General features: G+C 64.2%; 21 protein-coding genes. 9 read left to right on the top strand and 12 right to left on the bottom strand.

Annotation, left to right across the window (positions count from 1 at the left end; translation table 11 throughout):
* Positions 1 to 8: 8 nt before the first annotated feature.
* Positions 9 to 497: an I78 family peptidase inhibitor gene (locus K3758_RS01760; RefSeq protein WP_259947160.1), complete on the bottom strand. Its 489-nt coding sequence runs from the start codon at positions 495 to 497 to the stop codon at positions 9 to 11.
* A gap of 155 nt (positions 498 to 652) precedes the next feature.
* Here K3758_RS01760 and mbfA point away from each other — a divergent pair, with 155 nt between their 5' ends.
* From mbfA to K3758_RS01730, 6 genes are read left to right on the top strand one after another with little or no spacing between them, the layout of a single operon-like run.
* Positions 653 to 1,627: an iron exporter MbfA gene (gene mbfA / locus K3758_RS01755; RefSeq protein WP_259947159.1), complete on the top strand. Its 975-nt coding sequence runs from the start codon at positions 653 to 655 to the stop codon at positions 1,625 to 1,627.
* A gap of 55 nt (positions 1,628 to 1,682) precedes the next feature.
* On the top strand, positions 1,683 to 2,612 hold the full coding sequence (locus K3758_RS01750; RefSeq protein WP_067622181.1) for an AEC family transporter: 930 nt from the start codon (positions 1,683 to 1,685) through the stop codon (positions 2,610 to 2,612).
* 28 nt (positions 2,613 to 2,640) lie between these two features.
* Positions 2,641 to 3,474 (top strand): S-formylglutathione hydrolase, encoded by an 834-nt coding sequence (gene fghA, locus K3758_RS01745; RefSeq protein WP_259947158.1) that lies wholly within the window; start codon positions 2,641 to 2,643, stop codon positions 3,472 to 3,474.
* 3 nt (positions 3,475 to 3,477) lie between these two features.
* The gene (locus K3758_RS01740) at positions 3,478 to 3,930 is read left to right on the top strand and encodes a YaiI/YqxD family protein (RefSeq protein ID WP_259947157.1); all 453 of its coding nucleotides are present in this window, start codon (positions 3,478 to 3,480) and stop codon (positions 3,928 to 3,930) included.
* A 32-nt stretch (positions 3,931 to 3,962) separates the two neighbouring features.
* Positions 3,963 to 4,583: an HAD family phosphatase gene (locus K3758_RS01735; protein WP_259947156.1), complete on the top strand. Its 621-nt coding sequence runs from the start codon at positions 3,963 to 3,965 to the stop codon at positions 4,581 to 4,583.
* Positions 4,580 to 5,494: an ornithine cyclodeaminase family protein gene (locus K3758_RS01730; RefSeq protein WP_259947155.1), complete on the top strand. Its 915-nt coding sequence runs from the start codon at positions 4,580 to 4,582 to the stop codon at positions 5,492 to 5,494. The genes K3758_RS01735 and K3758_RS01730 overlap by 4 nt, the downstream gene beginning before the upstream one ends.
* On the opposite strand, the gene K3758_RS01725 is transcribed toward K3758_RS01730, so the two are convergent.
* Positions 5,491 to 6,732: an MFS transporter gene (locus tag K3758_RS01725; protein WP_259947154.1), complete on the bottom strand. Its 1,242-nt coding sequence runs from the start codon at positions 6,730 to 6,732 to the stop codon at positions 5,491 to 5,493. The two genes, K3758_RS01730 and K3758_RS01725, sit on opposite strands and share 4 nt — an antisense overlap.
* 124 nt (positions 6,733 to 6,856) lie before the next feature.
* On the opposite strand from K3758_RS01725, the gene K3758_RS01720 reads away from it, so the two are divergent.
* The gene (locus tag K3758_RS01720) at positions 6,857 to 7,288 is read left to right on the top strand and encodes an Lrp/AsnC family transcriptional regulator (protein WP_007118685.1); all 432 of its coding nucleotides are present in this window, start codon (positions 6,857 to 6,859) and stop codon (positions 7,286 to 7,288) included.
* A gap of 1 nt (position 7,289) precedes the next feature.
* Here the strand turns inward: K3758_RS01720 and K3758_RS01715 are convergent, their stop codons facing one another.
* Genes K3758_RS01715 through K3758_RS01700 form a run of 4 tightly spaced genes read right to left on the bottom strand, consistent with a single transcriptional unit; the run spans position 7,290 to position 10,253 of the window.
* Positions 7,290 to 8,243: an OmpA family protein gene (locus K3758_RS01715; protein ID WP_259947153.1), complete on the bottom strand. Its 954-nt coding sequence runs from the start codon at positions 8,241 to 8,243 to the stop codon at positions 7,290 to 7,292.
* The gene (locus K3758_RS01710) at positions 8,240 to 8,809 is read right to left on the bottom strand and encodes a peroxidase-related enzyme (protein WP_259947152.1); all 570 of its coding nucleotides are present in this window, start codon (positions 8,807 to 8,809) and stop codon (positions 8,240 to 8,242) included. Before K3758_RS01710 ends, K3758_RS01715 begins: the two co-directional genes overlap by 4 nt.
* A gap of 11 nt (positions 8,810 to 8,820) precedes the next feature.
* On the bottom strand, positions 8,821 to 9,537 hold the full coding sequence (locus K3758_RS01705) for a GNAT family N-acetyltransferase (RefSeq protein WP_259947151.1): 717 nt from the start codon (positions 9,535 to 9,537) through the stop codon (positions 8,821 to 8,823).
* Positions 9,534 to 10,253 (bottom strand): molybdopterin-binding protein, encoded by a 720-nt coding sequence (locus K3758_RS01700; protein ID WP_259947150.1) that lies wholly within the window; start codon positions 10,251 to 10,253, stop codon positions 9,534 to 9,536. Before K3758_RS01700 ends, K3758_RS01705 begins: the two co-directional genes overlap by 4 nt.
* A 48-nt stretch (positions 10,254 to 10,301) precedes the next feature.
* Between K3758_RS01700 and sfsA the strand changes: the two genes are divergently transcribed.
* Together sfsA and map are read left to right on the top strand one after the other, a co-directional pair.
* On the top strand, positions 10,302 to 11,009 hold the full coding sequence (gene sfsA, locus K3758_RS01695) for a DNA/RNA nuclease SfsA (protein ID WP_259947149.1): 708 nt from the start codon (positions 10,302 to 10,304) through the stop codon (positions 11,007 to 11,009).
* Between the two features lie 51 nt (positions 11,010 to 11,060).
* On the top strand, positions 11,061 to 11,891 hold the full coding sequence (map, locus tag K3758_RS01690) for a type I methionyl aminopeptidase (RefSeq protein ID WP_120349970.1): 831 nt from the start codon (positions 11,061 to 11,063) through the stop codon (positions 11,889 to 11,891).
* Positions 11,892 to 11,920: 29 nt separating this feature from the next.
* On the opposite strand, the gene K3758_RS01685 is transcribed toward map, so the two are convergent.
* From K3758_RS01685 to K3758_RS01660, 6 genes are all read right to left on the bottom strand, one after another.
* Positions 11,921 to 12,997 (bottom strand): DUF1513 domain-containing protein, encoded by a 1,077-nt coding sequence (locus tag K3758_RS01685; protein WP_259947148.1) that lies wholly within the window; start codon positions 12,995 to 12,997, stop codon positions 11,921 to 11,923.
* Entirely contained in the window at positions 12,997 to 13,983 is a 987-nt protein-coding gene (locus K3758_RS01680) for an imelysin family protein (RefSeq protein WP_259947147.1), read from the bottom strand. The genes K3758_RS01685 and K3758_RS01680 overlap by 1 nt, the downstream gene beginning before the upstream one ends.
* A complete protein-coding gene (locus K3758_RS01675) occupies positions 13,983 to 15,524 on the bottom strand; it encodes a di-heme oxidoredictase family protein (protein WP_409202613.1) in 1,542 nt (513 codons plus the stop codon). The genes K3758_RS01680 and K3758_RS01675 overlap by 1 nt, the downstream gene beginning before the upstream one ends.
* A gap of 52 nt (positions 15,525 to 15,576) precedes the next feature.
* Positions 15,577 to 16,062 (bottom strand): bacterioferritin, encoded by a 486-nt coding sequence (bfr, locus tag K3758_RS01670; RefSeq protein WP_259947146.1) that lies wholly within the window; start codon positions 16,060 to 16,062, stop codon positions 15,577 to 15,579.
* Positions 16,059 to 16,307, bottom strand: coding sequence for a bacterioferritin-associated ferredoxin (locus K3758_RS01665; protein WP_259947145.1), 249 nt, complete (start codon positions 16,305 to 16,307; stop codon positions 16,059 to 16,061). The genes bfr and K3758_RS01665 overlap by 4 nt, the downstream gene beginning before the upstream one ends.
* A 61-nt stretch (positions 16,308 to 16,368) precedes the next feature.
* A complete protein-coding gene (locus K3758_RS01660; protein ID WP_259947144.1) occupies positions 16,369 to 17,631 on the bottom strand; it encodes an imelysin family protein in 1,263 nt (420 codons plus the stop codon).
* Positions 17,632 to 17,750: the final 119 nt, after the last annotated feature.

The following is a 17,750-nucleotide window of genomic DNA, read 5'->3' as shown; positions in this document are numbered from 1 at the left end:
AACCTAGCCTAGCCGCAGGTGACCTTGGCGATTTTCCCTTCCGCGTCCAACACGATGTTGGTGCGGTTGGGGTTGGCATCCATCGTCACCGGGTCGCCCTCGGTATAGACGCGCTTGGGCTCGGACACGATGTTTGCCGCCGCGCGGGGACGGCCAATCAGACCCCACCAGCTGCCTTCTTTGCAGGTTTCCGCCAGTGGCTTGGCAGGCGTGGGCGCGGTAGGCGTGCTGGAACTGCTCGAACTGCTAGAGTTACTAGACGGCTCATTCACCGCGTCGATCACCGAATTGGGCAGGGGTTTGGGCTTGGTCGTGGAGGCGCGCGCTTCTGTCCGTGCGGGGCGTGGCGCGGTCTGTGCGGGCGGTGTTGTTGTGGCCGTCGGTGGCGTAATCTGCCCCGTCGGCGCAGCTGGGGCCGGAATGGGGTTTTGCACCGGCGCTGTCGCAACTTCGGCGCAGCCCGCCACCAATAGGGGTGCCAAGAAAACTAATCTCATGTTCCAAACCTCGTTATTCGCGTGGCGTCGGAGCAAGGGCCGACCATCCCGCAACAGGTAGGTCCATCACGCGCGCCGCCAAGGGCAAGGCGCTTTGCATTTGCTGGAACCCGCCGATGGCCCTACTGTGAGGGCCAGACCACGGAGCCTTCTCGATGCGATTTTCTCTCAGCCGCAAACGTTTCAAAGACCTGAGCGAACAAGAGGTGCTGGCGCTGGCCATCTCCTCCGAAGAGGATGACGCGCGCATCTACCGCGACTATGCCGAAAGGCTGCGCGAGGCCTACCCCGACAGCGCCGCCGTCTTTGACGGGATGGCCGAGGAGGAAAACGAACACCGCCGCCGCTTGATCGACCTGCACCGCGCCCGTTTCGGGGATGTCATCCCGCTGATCCGGCGCGAACATGTCTCGGGCTACTACGCGCGCCGCCCGGTCTGGCTGATCGAGAACCTGTCGCTAGAGCGTATTCGACAAGAGGCCGCCGCGATGGAACAGGACGCCGAGCGGTTCTACCTTGCCGCCGCCGCGCGCACGTCAGACGCGGCGACACGGCAGTTGTTAGGCGATCTGGCCGCTGCCGAGGCTGGCCACCACAACAGCGCGCAGGATTTGACCGAGAAACACCTTAACAGCGACAGCCGCAGCGACGAAGACAGCCGCGCGCATCGGCAGTTTCTCCTGACATGGGTCCAGCCCGGGCTGGCGGGTCTGATGGACGGGTCGGTCTCGACCCTCGCGCCAATCTTTGCCACCGCATTTGCCACCCATAACACTTGGACGACCTTCCTCGTCGGCCTTGCGGCGAGCGTCGGGGCGGGCATCTCAATGGGCTTCACCGAGGCGGCATCGGACGATGGGGAACTGTCGGGCCGCGGCTCTCCGATCAAACGCGGGGTAGCCTCGGGCGTGATGACCACGGTGGGCGGGCTGGGCCACGCGCTGCCCTACCTGATCACCGACTTCTGGACCGCAACTGTCGTGGCGATCATCGTCGTCTTTGTAGAGCTTTGGGCCATTGCGTGGATCCAGAATAAGTTCATGGAAACACCCTTCTTTCGCGCCGCGTTCCAAGTGGTGCTGGGCGGCGCATTGGTCTTTGCCGCCGGGGTGCTGATCGGCTCAGGGTAAGGCAAAGGGCCATGCCCCATTGCACCCCAAGGGCGGGCTGGCTAATGCTTTACCCATGGTCGCGATCTTCCTGAAAACCCTGCCGTTCTTTGCGCTGATCGGCCTTGGCTACTGGGCCGGGCGCACGCGGTTCTTCTCAGCCGAAGCGACGGCCTATCTCACCAAATTCGTGTTCTATTTCGCCCTTTCGGCAATGCTGTTTCGCTTTTCCGCCAATCTGTCACTGGCCGAGGTGTGGGACAGCCGCCTTGTCGCCGCCTATCTTTGGGGCACGGCTTTCGTTTATGCCATTGCCAGCCTCGTCGGTTTCCTGCGCAGGCTCGACGTAGCGACCAACGGGATCGAGGCGCAATGCGCCGTGATCGGCAACACCGGGTTTCTGGGCGTGCCGATGCTGACACTGCTTCTGGGGCCCGAGGCGATCGGCCCCGTGCTGCTGGCGCTGACCGTCGACATGATCATCTTTTCCAGCCTCATCGTGATCCTGATCACCGGGTCGCGCGAGGGGCAGTTGCGGCTGGCGACGCTCAAGATCGTCGGACTGGGGCTGCTGAAAAACCCGATGATCGTCGCCATCACCTTGGGGTTCCTCTGGTCCGGCTTCGGCATCCCGATCCCAGTACCGCTGAACGAATTCCTCGCCATCCTCGGCGGGGCTGCCACCCCCGGGGCGCTCTTTGCCATCGGCGCGTCGCTGGCTTCCAAATCCGCCGAGCGGATTGAGATCGCGGGCTGGCTGACCTTTTGCAAACTCGTGCTGCACCCGCTTTTCGTGGCCTTTGGTGCGCTGTTTCTTTTCGGGGTCGATCCCTACAAAGCCGGGGTCATCATCGCCGCCGCAGCACTGCCGGTGGCGGGCAATGTCTATATGCTCGCCCAACATTATGGCGTCGCCCCTCAGCGGGTCTCTGCCGCCATTCTCGTCTCAACCACAGTTAGTATCGTGACCGTCAGCCTTGTCGTAGGCTGGGTTTCGGCCCTGTGACACATTCAAGTTCGAAAGGAACGCTGCCATGAAAACCATCTCGGAAAACGCCTGTTTCGGTGGCACGCAGGGGGTTTACTCCCACAACTCCGACGCCTGCGGCTGCGACATGACCTTTGGCCTCTTCCTCCCCGCCGAGGCGCAGGACGGCCCGGTGCCGGTGCTGTGGTATCTGTCGGGCCTGACCTGCACTCATGAGAACGCGATGACCAAGGCGGGCGCGCAGCTTTGGGCGGCGGAACATGGCATCGCTGTCGTCTTCCCCGATACCTCCCCGCGGGGCGAGGATGTGGCGGATGATGACGCTTACGACCTCGGCAAAGGCGCGGGGTTCTATGTGAATGCCACGCAGGAGCCTTGGGCCAAACACTACCAGATGTGGGACTATCTGGCCGAGGAACTGCCCGGCTTGATCAGCGAGAACTTCGCCCTCGATATGGAGCGGCAGGGCATCACCGGGCACTCCATGGGCGGCCACGGCGCACTGACGCTGGCGATGAACCTGCCGGGGCGGTTCCTCTCGGTCTCGGCCTTCGCGCCGATCACCAACCCTACGTCGAGCGACTGGGGCAAGAAGCAACTCAGCGCCTATCTAGGCACGGATGAAACCACATGGGCTAGGCATGACAGCACGCTGCTGATGCGCGAAAAGGGCTTTGATGGCCCCATCCTGATCGACCAAGGCAGCAGCGATCAGTTCCTTGACCTGCTAAAACCCGAAGCATTGGCCGAGGCCATGGCGGCGAAACGCCAGCAAGGCAGCTTCCGCATGCAGCCGGGCTATGACCACAGCTATTTCTTCGTGGCGAGCTTTATGGAAGATCACGTCGCCTTCCACGCCGACGCGCTCTATGCGGGTTAAGCCATGACCGCGCTCTACATCGACGCCGACGCCTGCCCCGTCAAAGCCGAAGCCGAGCGGGTGGCGACCCGCCATAAGGTCAAGATGTTCCTCGTCTCGAACGGGGGCTTGCGCATGTCGCAGAACCCGCTGGTCGAGGTGGTGATCGTGCCTGACGGGCCCGACATCGCCGACATGTGGATCGCCGACCGCTGCGGGTCCGGCGATGTGGTGGTCACGGGGGATATCCCGCTGGCCGCGAAATGCGTGGAAGCCGGGGCAAGGGTGCTGAAACACAACGGCGAGGCCCTCACGCAGGCCAACATCGGCAACGTGCTGGCGACCCGCGATCTGATGACCGACCTGCGCGCCGCAGACCCCTTTCGCCAAGGCGGCGGCAAGGGGTTTACAAAGGCCGACCGCTCCCGCTTCCTAGAGGCATTGGAGCGGGAATTGCGCGCGGCAGCGCGGGGTTAGCCCCGCGTTTAGGAATTGATAGGGCAAGTGATATGACACCTCAGGCGGTCGTTTTCGACATCGGCAACGTATTGATCGAATGGCAACCCGAACGCTTTTACGACAGCGTCATCGGCGCAGACCGCCGCCGCGCGATGTTCGCTGCCGTCGATCTGCACGGCATGAACGACCGCGTCGACAGCGGCGAAAACTTCCGCGACACGATCTATGCCATGGCCGAAGCGACGCCCGAGTGGGGCGACGAAATCCGCCTCTGGCATGACCGCTGGATCGACATGGCCGCGCCAGTGATCGACCACTCCCTGCGGCTGATGAAGGCGCTTCAGGCGCGCGGCGTGCCGGTCTTCTCGCTCACCAACTTTGGCATCCAAAGCTATGATCTTGCCGCCACGCACTACCCCTTTCTGCGCGAGTTCGACCGCGATTTCATTTCCGGCCACCTGGGCATGATCAAACCCGCGCCATCGATTTACGAAGCCGTGGAGCAAGGCAGCGGCCTGCCGCCTGAAGCGCTGCTCTTTACCGATGACCGCGCCGACAATATCGCCGCCGCCGCCGCGCGCGGCTGGCAGACGCATCACTTCACCGGGCCGCAGGGCTGGGCCGACCGTCTTGTCGCCGCCGGAGTGCTAAACCGGGAGGAGGCCGCATGACCGACATCCCCAACATCTCCTTCGACGAAGGCGAAGCGCTGCTGGATTGGATTGCGCTCACCGATGCGCTGGCCACGGGCCATGACCTCCCCAAGGCCGAGATTGGTGACACTTTCCTCTATCGCGGCAAGGACACGCTGCTCAGCCGCGCGGCATGGATCGACGGGCTGGGCATTGCGGTGAAATCCGCCACGATCTTCCCCGGCAATCCCGACCGCGAGGTCCCGATGGTCAACGGCGGCGTGTCTCTGTTTGATGACGAAACCGGCACGCTCGCCGCGATCGTGGATTTCCACCTCGTCACCAAATGGAAGACCGCTGGCGATAGCCTGCTCGCCGCGCGCCGGCTGGCGCGACCCGACAGCGAGAACATCCTGATCGTTGGCGCGGGCACCCAAGGCCGCGCGCTGCACGCCGCCTACTCCGCCGCCTTCCCGCAGGCGCGTTTCACCGTTTGGAACCGCACCGCCAAAAACGCCGAGGCGATGGCGGCCGAGCTTAAGATCAACGTGGCCACCGATCTGGAACAGGCCGTGCGCGCCGCCGATATCGTCACCTCCGCCACCATGTCGACCGACCCGCTGATCATGGGCGACTGGTTGCAACCCGGCCAGCACGTCGATCTGATCGGCGCCTACCGCCCCGACATGCGCGAGGTCGACGACACGGCGCTCCTGCGCGCGCGGGTCTTTGTCGACAGTTTCGACACCACCATCGGCCATATCGGCGAAATCAACATCCCGCTTGAGGCAGGCACCATTACCCGCGCACATCTGATCGCGGATTACTACGATCTCGGAGCCTTCACCCGCCAAAGCGACGATGAAATTACCCTGTTCAAGAACGGCGGCGGCGCGCATCTGGACCTGATGACCGCGCGCCACATCCTTGAGCGTTGGCGCGCGCGTTAAGCGGTCACCAGCCCCTCCAACCGTTTCTCGCGGATCGGCAGATGGACCACGGCGCTGAACGCCCCCACGGCCACGCCGACCCACCAAACGCCGGTATAGCTGCCATAGATGTCATACATCCGCCCACCCAGCCAAACGCCAAGGAAGCTGCCCAACTGGTGGCTGAAAAAGACGATCCCATAAAGCGTGCCCATATAGCGCAGCCCGTAGATATGCGCGACAAGGCCCGAGGTCAGCGGCACCGTCGCCAGCCACAGCGCGCCCATACCGACGGAGAATAGGATCACCGTCACCGGGGTGATCGGGAACATGATAAAGGCCGCTGCGATCACCGTGCGCCCAACGTAAATCCCCGCCAGCAGATACTTTTTGGAATAGCGTTTGCCCGCCCAGCCCGCCAGCAAGGTGCCCGCGATATTGGCGAGGCCGATGAGCGAGATCGCCACAGCGCCAAGCGCCGAGGTGGTGGTAATGCCGATGTTGTGCAGCACACCTCCGGCCAAGATTGGGCCGCACATCTCGGTCACAAAGGCCGGGAAATGCGCGGTGATGAAGGCAAGCTGATACCCGCAGGAGAAGAAGCCCAGAAAGATCAGCGTATAGGACGGATCGCGGAAGGCTTTGCCGAGAATCTGGCCCATCGACTCCTCAAGCTCGGCCCGGCTCGCCATCGTGGGCGCGCGCATCATCGGCAGGGTCAGCAGCATCGCAAGGATCACGCCCGCGAAGCTGACAAAGGTCATCTGCCACGACATGAAGCTCAGCATCCACTCTGCCACCGGCGCGCCAAAGACCTGCCCCGCACTGCCCGCCGCGGTGGCGATGGCCAGCGACATGGAGCGGTTGTCATCCGACGCGGCGCGGCCCACCACGGCCAAGATCACGCCAAAGCCCGTGCCCGCGATGCCAAACCCCACCAGCCAAGCATAGGTTTGATGCTCTATCGGAGTGGCGGAATTGGCCGACAAAAGCAGCCCCACCGCATAGACTACCGCGCCGATGATGATCGCCTTTCGGTCGCCGATCTTTTCGGCCAACGCGCCGAAGATCGGCTGGCCGATGCCCCAGGCGAGGTTCTGGATCGCGATGGCGAGGGAGAATTCGCTGCGCGCCCATGCGAATTCCTCGGCAATCGGTATCTGGAAGACACCGAAAGAGGCCCGCACGGCGAAGCTGACCATGATGATGATACAACCGACCATCAGGACCGGGGTGAACAGGGGCGCGCGGCTTTGCATGGAGGAAATCCTTTCCGCGGCAGATTATGGGTTTCCCCGCCGCCGTCAATTGCGCATCCCCAAAGACTGGCCAGCCTGCCCGCGCTGCCGTAAACCCTATTCAACAAAGCAAACGGGATCCCCCATGGACGAGATCGACAACAAGATCATCGCAGAACTGCGCCGCGACGCGCGCATGTCCTATTCCGCGCTGGCGGCCACCACCGGTCTGTCGCGGGTGACGGTCCGCGCGCGGGTGGAACGGCTGGTCAGTTCCGGCGCGATCTTGGGCTTTACACTGATCCTGAAAGAAGACATGCGCCACAGCCCGATCCGGGGCCATACGCTCTTGGCCATCGAAGGGGCGGGCACCGACCGGATCAAGCGTATCCTTGCGGGCATGCCCGCCGTGCAGGCGATCCATGCGACCAATGGCAAATGGGATTTGATCGTCGAAACGGGGACCGAGACCGTCGAAGAGTTGGACAGCGTGCTGGGCCAAATCCGCCGCATTCAGGGGGTGAGCTCCAGCGAGACGAACCTGCTGCTGGCCACCCAGATGACGGTCACGAAATAGCCTACTCGGCAGAGAGCACAACCACCTCAACCCGGCGGTTCTGCTCGCGGCCCGCTTCGGTCAGGTTGCTGGCCCGCGGCGCGAGATAGCCGGCACCCTGCGCCTCGACCCGGCTGGGGGCCACGTCATAGCTCTGCACCAAACGGTCCCGTACCGCCTCGGCCCGTCTGCGCGACAGGGCGGTGTTGGCGTCTAGACTGCCCACCGCATCGGTATGGCCCACCAGTGCCACGCGCAGATCCGGCTCGGCCTTGAGCAACTCGGCTAGCCGCTCAAGGGTGGCAAAGGGGCCGGGTCCAAGCGCGGAGGTGCCGGTCTCGAACTCCAGCCGGTTGAGCACCAGATGGCCGTCGACCTTCAGGGTTTCTGCGAAATCGCCCGTCGCAGTGGCAAGCGGCACCTCGGCAGTCGCCTCTGGCGTGATGGGGGTGCTTTCCCCTTCGGGCGCGTCGCCGCTGCGGGCTTGGATGATCTGCACATAGGCCGAGGTCGCCGCCGTGCTGGCAAGGATGCTGATCGCCTCGGTCGGCGTTCCGTCCTCGCCCCGTCGCAGGGCGGTGATGAAGTGGAAAGCCCGCAGGTTCACATACATGTTCGGCCCCGGCAGCACCTCCACCGCAAAGCGAAAATCAAAGCCGCCGCATTCCCGCGCGGCACAGTCGAGCACGATGTCAAATCCCGCTTCGCCCAGCTGTCGCCGCAGCGGGCGCATCACCTGCAAGGCGGTCAGCCCCGGCGTGTCCATCCGCCACGCGGCGCGGCGCACGCTGCCATCCACATTGACCCGCGCCACCTGCCCTTCGGCATAGACACCCACGGGCGCGGCATAGCGGTCCGGCGCGGTGTTACGCTCTGCCGTCAGGCGCGCGGTGCTGGGCAGCGCCAATTCAAGCGCCGCCGCGGGAGCCGCCAGCAGCACCCCGAGCAGAACCGCAGCAACCCCCGCCCGGCTCATCGCGCCTGCGCGTGGTAATCGTCGTTCGGGCGCATGTCGGTGGCACTGGCCATCCGGTTGGTCATGTTGAAGAACCCGGCCACACTGGCGATGTCAAAGATATCCCGGTCAGCGAAACCCGCATCGCGCAGCGCCTGACGGTCGGCCTCCTCGACCTTGGCGCTGGCCTCGGTCAGCTTTACCGCGAAATCCAGCATGGCCCGTTGTTTGGCCGTAATCTTGGCCACGCGGTAGTTCATCACCAGCGCCTCGCCCAATTGCGGATCGCCCGACATTTCGCGCACCGCTGCCCCATGGGCCACAAGGCAGTAGTAGCATTTGTTGACCGAGGACACCGCCACCGCGATCATCTCACGCTCAAGCTTGCTGAGCGCGCTATCGCCCAGCATCAGATCGTTATACATGCCCGCAAAAGCGTTCAGCTTGTCGATGTCAAAGGCATAGGCCCGCAGAACATTCGGCACCATCCCGAGCTTTTCCTGACAGATGTCGAAATACTTCTGCGTCGCTTCGGGCAGCGGATCGACCATCGGCAGATCAAGGGCGGTGGGCATGTCGTTGGCCATGGTCTTATCCTTCACTCGGTGTTTTGACGGTAATGATAGTGCCCGACCGGGGCAAAGCCCAGCTTGGCATAGAGCGCCTGCGCGCGGGTATTGGTATCGACGCAGAGCACCGAAAGCCGCGTGGCCCCCTGCGCCTGCCCCCAATGGGCGGCGGCGCGCATGATCCAAGTGGCCACACCTTGGCGCTGTTGATGCGGCAGCACTTCGACGGCGTGCACCATGCAGATGTCCTCGTGCACCCCGGCAAAGGCCACGCCCGCCGGTTTCTCGTTCCAGCGCGCAAGGATGCCTGTTTTGGTCGCGGCGCGGTCCATCACGGCAAGACGCGCAGGGCCGACCCCTCCGGCGGCCCAGACCTCGGCCATGATCGCCAGCGGCTCCCAGATGCAAAAGGCGGTGACCGGGGGCATCGGCACATCCGTAAGCCGGGTAATCGGCGCGCTCAGCACCTTGACCGGATCGACCACGTCGTAGCCCCGTGCGGCCAGCAGCGCGTCGAGGTCATCTTCCCCCGCGCGGACCATAAACAGCGGGCGCTGGTCCATCTCGCGCATCGCCGCTTCGGCGGTCGGAATGTCGGCGTCGGTTATCGCCCCGCGTGTCGTCGCCGCCGAGACGCGTTTGCCGCCGCCCTGCCCTTCGCGCAAGGTCCATGGCCCGTGATCAAACCGCCGCGCGGCGGGCCATGTCGCGTCGCCCGCATCAAAAAACGCCTGCGCCTCGCTCATGCGAAGGCGGCCTTGAGCTTGACCATCGCCGCTTCGACCATCCCCGGATCGCTGCCCCGGATCACCACATGCGCGCCAAAAATGCCGTCTTTCTGAAACGGGTAGCTGCCCATCGACAGATGCGGGTATTCCTCGGCCAGCGCGCCCAAAGGCCCGGCAATATCACCCTCGCCCCGGTCGATGCGCAGCGTCTCACTGATCAGGGGTTGGCCGCCTGTGAGCCCCGGCAGGACGCTGGCAACCATCGCCTGAAAGACCGTCGGCACCCCGGCCATGACATGCACATTCTCAACCACGAACCCCGGCGCGGCAGAGACCGGGTTTTCGATCAGCGCGGCACCATCCGGAATGCGCGCCATGCGCAGGCGGGCCTCGTTCATCTGGGTGCCCGCGCGGGCGTAGTGTTCGGCCAGTATCTCGCGCGCGTCGTCGCGCACGTCGATATCACGGTTAAAGGCGGCGGCGATGCAATCGGCGGTAATGTCATCATGCGTGGGCCCGATGCCGCCCGAGGTAAACACATGGGCATAGGCACCTGAGAGTGCCTGCACGGCGGCGATGATCGCGCCATGATCATCCGACACCACGCGCACCTCCTTGAGGTCGATCCCCACTTTCGTCAACTCTCCCGCAAGGTGATGCATATTGCTGTCGCGGGTCCGGCCCGAGAGAATTTCGTCGCCGATCACGATCATCGCGGCGGTGGGGTTTGACATGGAGGTGGCTCCTTGAGGATGGCGTCCCTTCGGTATAGGCCGCGCCTCATGCGCTTTCAAACCCAACTTGTCCCCGCCCGGCTGATCCGCCGCTACAAACGCTTTCTGGCCGATTGCAGGCTGGAGGATACGGGCGAGGAAGTGATCGCCCATTGCGCCAACCCCGGCTCGATGATGGGGCTGGCGGAACCGGGCAGCCGGATTTGGCTGGAGCCGAACGACGATCCGAAGAAAAAGCTGAACTACGGCTGGCGGCTGGTCGACCATGAGAACGGCCATTTCACCGGGGTCGACACCGCCCTGCCCAACCGCGCGATGAAGGCGGCGCTGATCGCGGGCGAAGTGGCTCCGCTCGCGGCTTACACCGAGGTGCGGCCCGAGGTGAAATACGGCGAAAACTCCCGCATCGACTTCCTGCTGCGCGGTGATGGCCTGCCCGATGCCTATGTCGAAGTGAAATCGGTCACCCTCTCACGCGGAACGGGTCTGGCCGAATTCCCCGACAGCGTCACCGCACGCGGGGCGAAGCATTTGGGCGAACTGGCGCGGATGGCGCAGGCCGGGCACCGCGCCGTGCTGCTGTATCTGGTGCAGCGCACCGATTGCACGCAGATGACCCTCGCCGCCGATATCGACCCGACCTACGCCGCCGCGTCCCAAGCCGCGCGGGCGGCGGGGCTGGAAATCTACGCCATCGGCACCCATATCACGCCCCAAGCCGTCACACTGGCGCAACCGATCCCCTTTGCGGGCTGAGCTGCACTGGCCCTTGCCGGAAAGCCACGCTAAATAGGAGCGAACACAAAGATGGAGAGAGCGGTGAACAACGCACACCGAGGCCGCCAGACGCGCGACGGCATTCGCATTTACGAGCCTTCGGATCACGCGGGGATGCAAGCGGCGGGCCGTCTGGCCGCCACGATCCTCGACGAGATCGCAGAGCATGTCTTCCCCGGTCAAACCACCGGAGAGCTTGACCGCCTGATCGAAGAGAAGGTCAACGCCGCCGGCGCGAAATCCGCGACGATTGGCTACAAGGGCTATCAGCATGCCAGCTGCATCTCGGTGAACCATGTGGTTTGCCACGGGATCCCCAGCGACAAGAAGCTGAAAGACGGCGACATCCTGAACATCGACGTGACCGTGATCGTCGATGGCTGGTTCGGCGACACCAGCCGCATGTATGTGGCGGGCAAGCTTTCGCGCAAGGCCGAGCGGTTGATCAACGTGACCCACGACAGCCTGATGCACGGGATCGAGGCGGTGAAGCCGGGCAATACCTTTGGCGACATCGGCCATGCAATTCAGACATTTGTCGAAGGCCACCGCATGTCGGTCGTGACCGACTTCTGCGGTCATGGGTTGGGGCAGGTCTTTCACGCGCCGCCCAACGTGCTGCACTATGGCCGCCCCGGAACCGGTGCTGTGCTTGAGCCGGGCATGTTCTTTACCATTGAGCCGATGGTGAACCTTGGCCGGGCCGAGACCAAGACCCTCGCCGACGACTGGACCGCCGTCACCCGCGACAAATCCCTCTCGGCGCAGTTTGAGCATTCGGTCGGCGTGACCGAAGATGGTGTGGAGATTTTCACCCTCTCGCCCGGCGGGCTGTTCCACCCGACGTATAAGACCGACTGAAACCCGGTGGGGGCAGTGCCCCCGCCCGCCTATCCGTCGATAGCAACCAGATGGTTGTCCCACGCCCGCGCGGCTGTAGTGAGCCGCGACAGCGCTGCCTCTTGCAGCGACAGGATACCGCCCAGCCCATCCGTGGCGACGAAACCGCCCCGGCCCGGCGCCAGCCCGCAGACATCGGCACGGCGGTGGCTGGCAAGGAAACCACCTTTGCTGTCAAACAGATGCAGCCGCCCGCCCCGGGGGGAGGTGATACCGACCGCCCCGCCATCTGCCGCGAATGCCACGCTCCCCGCGTAGCCCTGCATCGCGATTTGCTCGGCCAGATCGGCCTCGGCCAATACCGGGTTTTGCCCGCGCCGGTGGAGGCCCAACAACGGCACGGCGTCGTTCGGCTCTCCCTGCCATTGCATCGCAAAAGCCACCTGCCCGTCGGGCGCCAAGGCCAGATGGCGGATCGAGTTCCTGCGCAGATCGTCGGGCAATGTGACCTGCTCCAGCATCTCGCCCGAGAGGTTGACATAGGACAGGTTGGGCCGCATCACGTCGATGTTCAGCTTCTCCCGGCCGCTGTCGGGATGGGTGCGGATGCCGCCATTGGCCACGACCAGCACATCCTCAGACCAGCGGCGGATTTCATGCGGGCCGATCCCGCCCGAGGCGATCTCTCCGATCCGGGCATAGCCCTCGGCGCGGGACCACAGCCCGATGCGCCCTTCGCCCGTGTCGATCTCATTCTCGCTGGTGGCAAGGATGGCCCCGCCCTGCAAAAACGCCCCATGCCCGTAGAAATGCCGCCCCTCCGGCGCGTCGAGGCGATGGGCGACGCGGCCCTCCACGCAATCGATCACCAGTGCAAACCGCCCCGGACGGCGGGCAAAGGCCACGGCCTCGGGCGCCGTGGGATGCGCGGCGGCGGCATGGCCCCGATCGGGCAGCGGAATGCGGAAAATGTCGTGGCCCGTCCCGTCCAGCCCGAAAAGCGCATAGGCCCCGGATGGGTCGCGCGCTGCGGCAAGGTAGGCAGGGCTGCCGGCGGCGGCCCAGCCAATCGCTGGTAAGCTCGTCGCGGCGGCGAGACCCGCAAGGAAATGGCGACGCGAGGGCATCAATCGCCATCCGCCGAGTTGAACCCGACCGAAACGCCAAGTGCCGGGGCGATCTCAGCGCTCACGGCTTCGGAAACGGCCCGCACATCGTTTTGCAGCGCCTCGACCCGGATGCGGCTTATCGGGTCGGCCACCCCGGCAAAGACCGGGTCTTCCAACACGCGCGCGGCGCTCAAGGCGCGGTCGAATGCGGCGTCGGTTTTGGGGGTGGCGGCGTCCGACAGCGTGTCGGCTAGACCCTGCAATGCTTCGAGTGACAACACCACATTGCGCAGGCTGCGGCCCGAACGGCGCGCCTCGGCCACCTGCGGTTTCGGCGTATCAAAACTGCCCATCGGGCGGCCTAGACGTTGGTCCACGAGAAATTCGAGCCCGGTCGCCAAAGCCGTGTAAAGCGCCTGCGATGCCTCGCGCGGGCTGAGGAAACGGCCATTGCCCGCCTCCCCGGCGCTGCGGAGCGCGGCGGCAAAATCCTCACGCCATGCGGTGTCGACTTCGCGCCCCAGCACGGCCAAATCGGCGGCCATCGCACGAGCCAACGCGCAGGGATAGCTTTCGGCCCCGTAGCCTGCGAAGTCATCGTCATAAAGCAGCCGTTCCAGCGCAAAGAGCCCGCGCGCGGCGATGGAGACTTCGGCGTACTCCCCGCTTGTCGCAATTGGGTCTTCCTCAGCCACCAGTCGCGCCACGCTACGCCCGATCATGCCGCGCGTGTCGGGCCAAAAGGCGATGGCCAGCCCGCGCCCGTCTTCCTCCAACGGTCCAAGGGTCAGATGCGCGATGCCGAGCCATGCGTCGAAAGCCTCTTGATAGGCCGGGCGCAGGGCCGTGTCGGTGCAATTGGCCTGCGCTGCAGCGTCGAGCGCCGCAGTGGCAGAGGCGAAACGGGCGGTGCCGGGCAGCACGTGATCTTGGATCACCTCCTCCACCCCGGCGAGGGCGGGGGCGGCGGTCAGAAGGAAGGTGGCGGTCAGCAGGCTGCGCATCAGAGGCTCTCCAGATAGCGGATCAGGGCGTCACGGTCGGCTTTGGGCATGTCGACCACGGCATCACGGGCGGGCTGGGCTTCGCCGCCGTGCCAGAGCACCGCTTCGAGCAGCGACCGCGCGCGCCCGTCGTGCAGGAATTGGGTATGGCCGTTGACCTGCTCGGTCAAGCCGATGCCCCAGAGCGGCGCGGTGCGCCATTCGCGCCCATTCGCGCGGCCCTCGGGGCGATTGTCAGCCAGCCCTTCGCCCATGTCATGGAGCAAAAGATCGGTCATCGGCCAGATCAGTTGAAAGCTCTGCTCGGGCTGATCCTCCAGTCGTGCGGTCACGAATTTCGGCTGGTGACAGGAGGTGCAGCCGACCTCATGGAACACCGCCTTGCCGCGCAGCACCTCAGGTGCGCCAACATCGCGGCGGGCGGGCACGGCAAGGTTGCGGCTGTAGAAGGTCACCAGATCCAGCCCTTCGGCGTCGATCTCGGTGCCACGGTCGTCACCATCCCCATGGGGTGCCGCGCGGCAGGCGGTCTGCTCTGTCGTGCAATCGCCCCATGCCGCGTCGAAAATGGGGGAGGAAATGCCAATGTCGCCTGCAAAGGCGCTGGCGGACTGCTCGCGGATCGTCGGCGCCCCGGCTTTCCAGCCGAAACGGCCCAGCATCGGACGCGCATGTTCAAAGGACCAGACAATCTGCGCCCGGCCCGAGATGCCATCGCCATCGGCGTCCTCCGGGTCGGCCAGCGCCAAGATATCTGCCGCTGGAATCGCCTCCAACAGGCCCAAGCCGATCATCGGCGGGGCGACGCGGGGGCTGAGCATCGCACCCTCGGCCAAGGGGCCATAGCCGAGGTCTTCGGCACTGTAGGTCGGGCGGCGAAGGCTGGCGGTCTCCCCCTCCGACAGGGCGACCTCCACCTCTTCATAACGCACGCCGAGACGGTATTCCGCTGGATGGCCCGCCACCCCGAAATCCTGCAATTGCCCACCATAGACAGGATCGGGCCGCGTGCGCGGGGTCTTGTCGCCGACCGAGAGCAGGAAGGCCTCGATCTCGCTCATCGCCTCTTCGGGGGGCGTGGGGACCGAGATGCGCAGGAACATCGACACCGCGTCATCCTGAGGCCCCTCGGGCGGATGGCCGCGCCCGTCTTTCAGGTGGCAGCGCTGGCAGGAACGCGCGTTGAAGAGCGGCCCCAGCCCGTCAGAGGCCAGCGTCGACGAGGGCGAAGAGACCCAGAGTTTTTTGAACAGCCCATTGCCGACCTTAAAGTCCAACTCACGCTCGAAAGGAATGTTACCGGAGGGCAGCGAAAACGCATCGGCATTGCCGCGCGGGCTGACCGTGGCGGCGCCTGCCGGGTTCGTCTCAAAGGGTTCGGGTCTGTCGAATTCGGTCGCGGGGGCGGTGACCTTGGCGATCCGGGCGGTCTCTTCCGCGGTGCGGGGGATCACCTTAAGATGCGGTTCCTCCAAAGCTTGCGGGGCGGCGGCGGCCATGCTCGCGGCGGCCACCGTGAGCATCGGAATGAGGAATCGCATGGGGAATGCCTTGGATAAGCGGCAGGCCCAGAGCCGGGCCTGCCATTCGAAGTTACTTGCTGTCGTCTGTCGGCTTGGCCTGAAGCTGGCCATAGACCGCCGCGCCCAGTTCCGCCTGCAGCGCCAATTGGGTTTCGAGAAAGTCGATATGCCCTTCCTCATCGGCGATCAATTCTTCGAACAGGTTCTTTGAGACGTAATCGCCCACCTGATCGCAGTGATTGCGCGCCTCAATGTACAGGGTGCGGGCCTCATGTTCAGCAGCCAGATCGGACTCAAGACATTCCTTCACCGTTTCACCGATGCGCAGCGCGTCCAGCTTTTGCAGGTTGGGGTGCCCTTCAAGGAAGATGATCCGCTCGATCAGCTTATCGGCGTGGTTCATCTCTTCGATGCTTTCCTCGCGCGATTTATCGGCAAGCCGACCATAGCCCCAGTCTTCTTGCAGCCGGTAATGCAGCCAGTACTGGCTCACGGCTGTCAATTCGCTGCGCAATGCCGCGTTGAGATATTCGATGACCTTGTCGTCGCCCTTCATGAACCTGTCTCCTTGTTTGGTTTTGCCTGACGTAGAGTGGTTGTCAGCACAGGCACGGAAAAGTTGCCATTTCCGCGCATGGTAGACAAGAACAGAGGCATGCAACCGCCACAATCGGCTGCTTTGCCCAAGGCACGGTAGATTTTGCCCGCAGTAATGACCGTGCGCGCATCAGAGGCGCGCATCCAGTCGATGGCATTGTTGATGTCGCGATCGGTGATGTTCTGACAGTGACAAACAATCATGGTGTTGCGTATTCCTTGGCTGGCCCCGGGCCGCCGCAGCGGCCCAGAGGAAGGGGTAGGATTACTGGAAGACCGCCTCCGGCGCGTCGAGGCTATCGGAGCCTTCAAAGGCGATTTCGTCACCGCCCAGAACCGTCACGGCACGCTCGATGGCGCGGGTCTGGTTTACCAGCGCGTCGACCGCGCCCATGATCAGCGCCTCGCCTTCGGCATTGCCGCGCTCAAGCATCATGTCATAGCTGAAACCCGCTTCGGCGGCGGTTTTGATCTGGCCCAGTTCCACCATGGAGGCGTTCAGTTTGGCGCGCAGGTCTTCGTCGACGGTGGCATCGGCGCTGGCCACGAGGTCAGACAGCGATGCGCCGGAAACCACGCGGCCATCGACGCGCAGGTATTCGCCCAGATACACGTTCCGCACGCCCAAACCGTCGTAGTAGTGGCTGTTGTGGGTGTTGTCAGAGAAGCAGTCGTGCTCTTCTTCGGGGTCGTTGAGCATGACGCCCAGCTTCATCCGCTCACCCGCCTGCTCACCGTAGGAGAGCGAGCCCATGCCGGTCAGGATCGCGTCGATCCCGGCGTCTTCGTCTGCCAGCACGGCGGCGCGTGCCTCACCGCCATCGGCCCATTGACCGGCCATCCATTCCAGATCGCTGACCAGCAAATCGGTCGCGGCTTTCAGGTATTGCCCACGGCGGTCGCAGTTGTCGCCGGTGCAGTCTTCGCCGGTTGCGTAGTCGGTCCAAGGACGGTTGCCCGCGCCATGCTCAGTCCCGTTCAGGTCTTGGCCCCAGAGCAGGAATTCGATGGCGTGGTAGCCGGTGGCGACATTGGCTTCGACCGCGCCCGCCTCATGCAACTGCCCTTCGAGGAGCGCAGGCGTGATCTCGGTGGCGTCCACCTCTTCCCCGCCCAGCGTGAAGGTCGGGTTGGCGATGACGTTCAGAACCGCCAGTTGGTTCTCATCCGTCTCACCGCCATAGGAGGCATCGACATAGTCGATCAGACCTTCGTCCAGCGGCCAAGCGTTTACCTTGCCTTCCCAGTCATCGACGATGGCGTTGCCAAAGCGGAAGACCTCGGTCTGCTGGTAGGGCACGCGGGCGGCCAGCCATGCGGTTTTCGCAGCCTGAAGCGCTTCGGCCGAGGGGGTGGCGATCAGCGTCTCGACGGCGGCTTGCAGCGTTTGCGCGGTGGTCAGGCTGTCTTCGTAGCCCGCCTGCGCGATGTCGGCATAGGTGCCAAGCACCTCGGCCTTGTCTTGTGCAAATGCCGGAGCGGCGGCGCATGTGATCAGCGCAATGGCCGTGGTCGCTTTGAGGCGCATCGAATGTCCTTCCTTGAAAATCACCTTGGTCCCGACGCAGGGCGCGCCGGGCCTTCGGGCAATAGGTGACTTATTCTGTCGGAAAAGACAAGGATCAACCTGAGAAGGGATAGCGCTCG

The organism is Sulfitobacter sp. W002 (genome assembly GCF_025142135.1).
In the GTDB taxonomy this organism is placed as follows: Bacteria; Pseudomonadota; Alphaproteobacteria; order Rhodobacterales; family Rhodobacteraceae; genus Sulfitobacter; species Sulfitobacter profundi.
The sequence above is the reverse complement of the archived record's forward strand: the minus strand, read 5'-3'. Positions and strand labels throughout refer to the sequence as shown.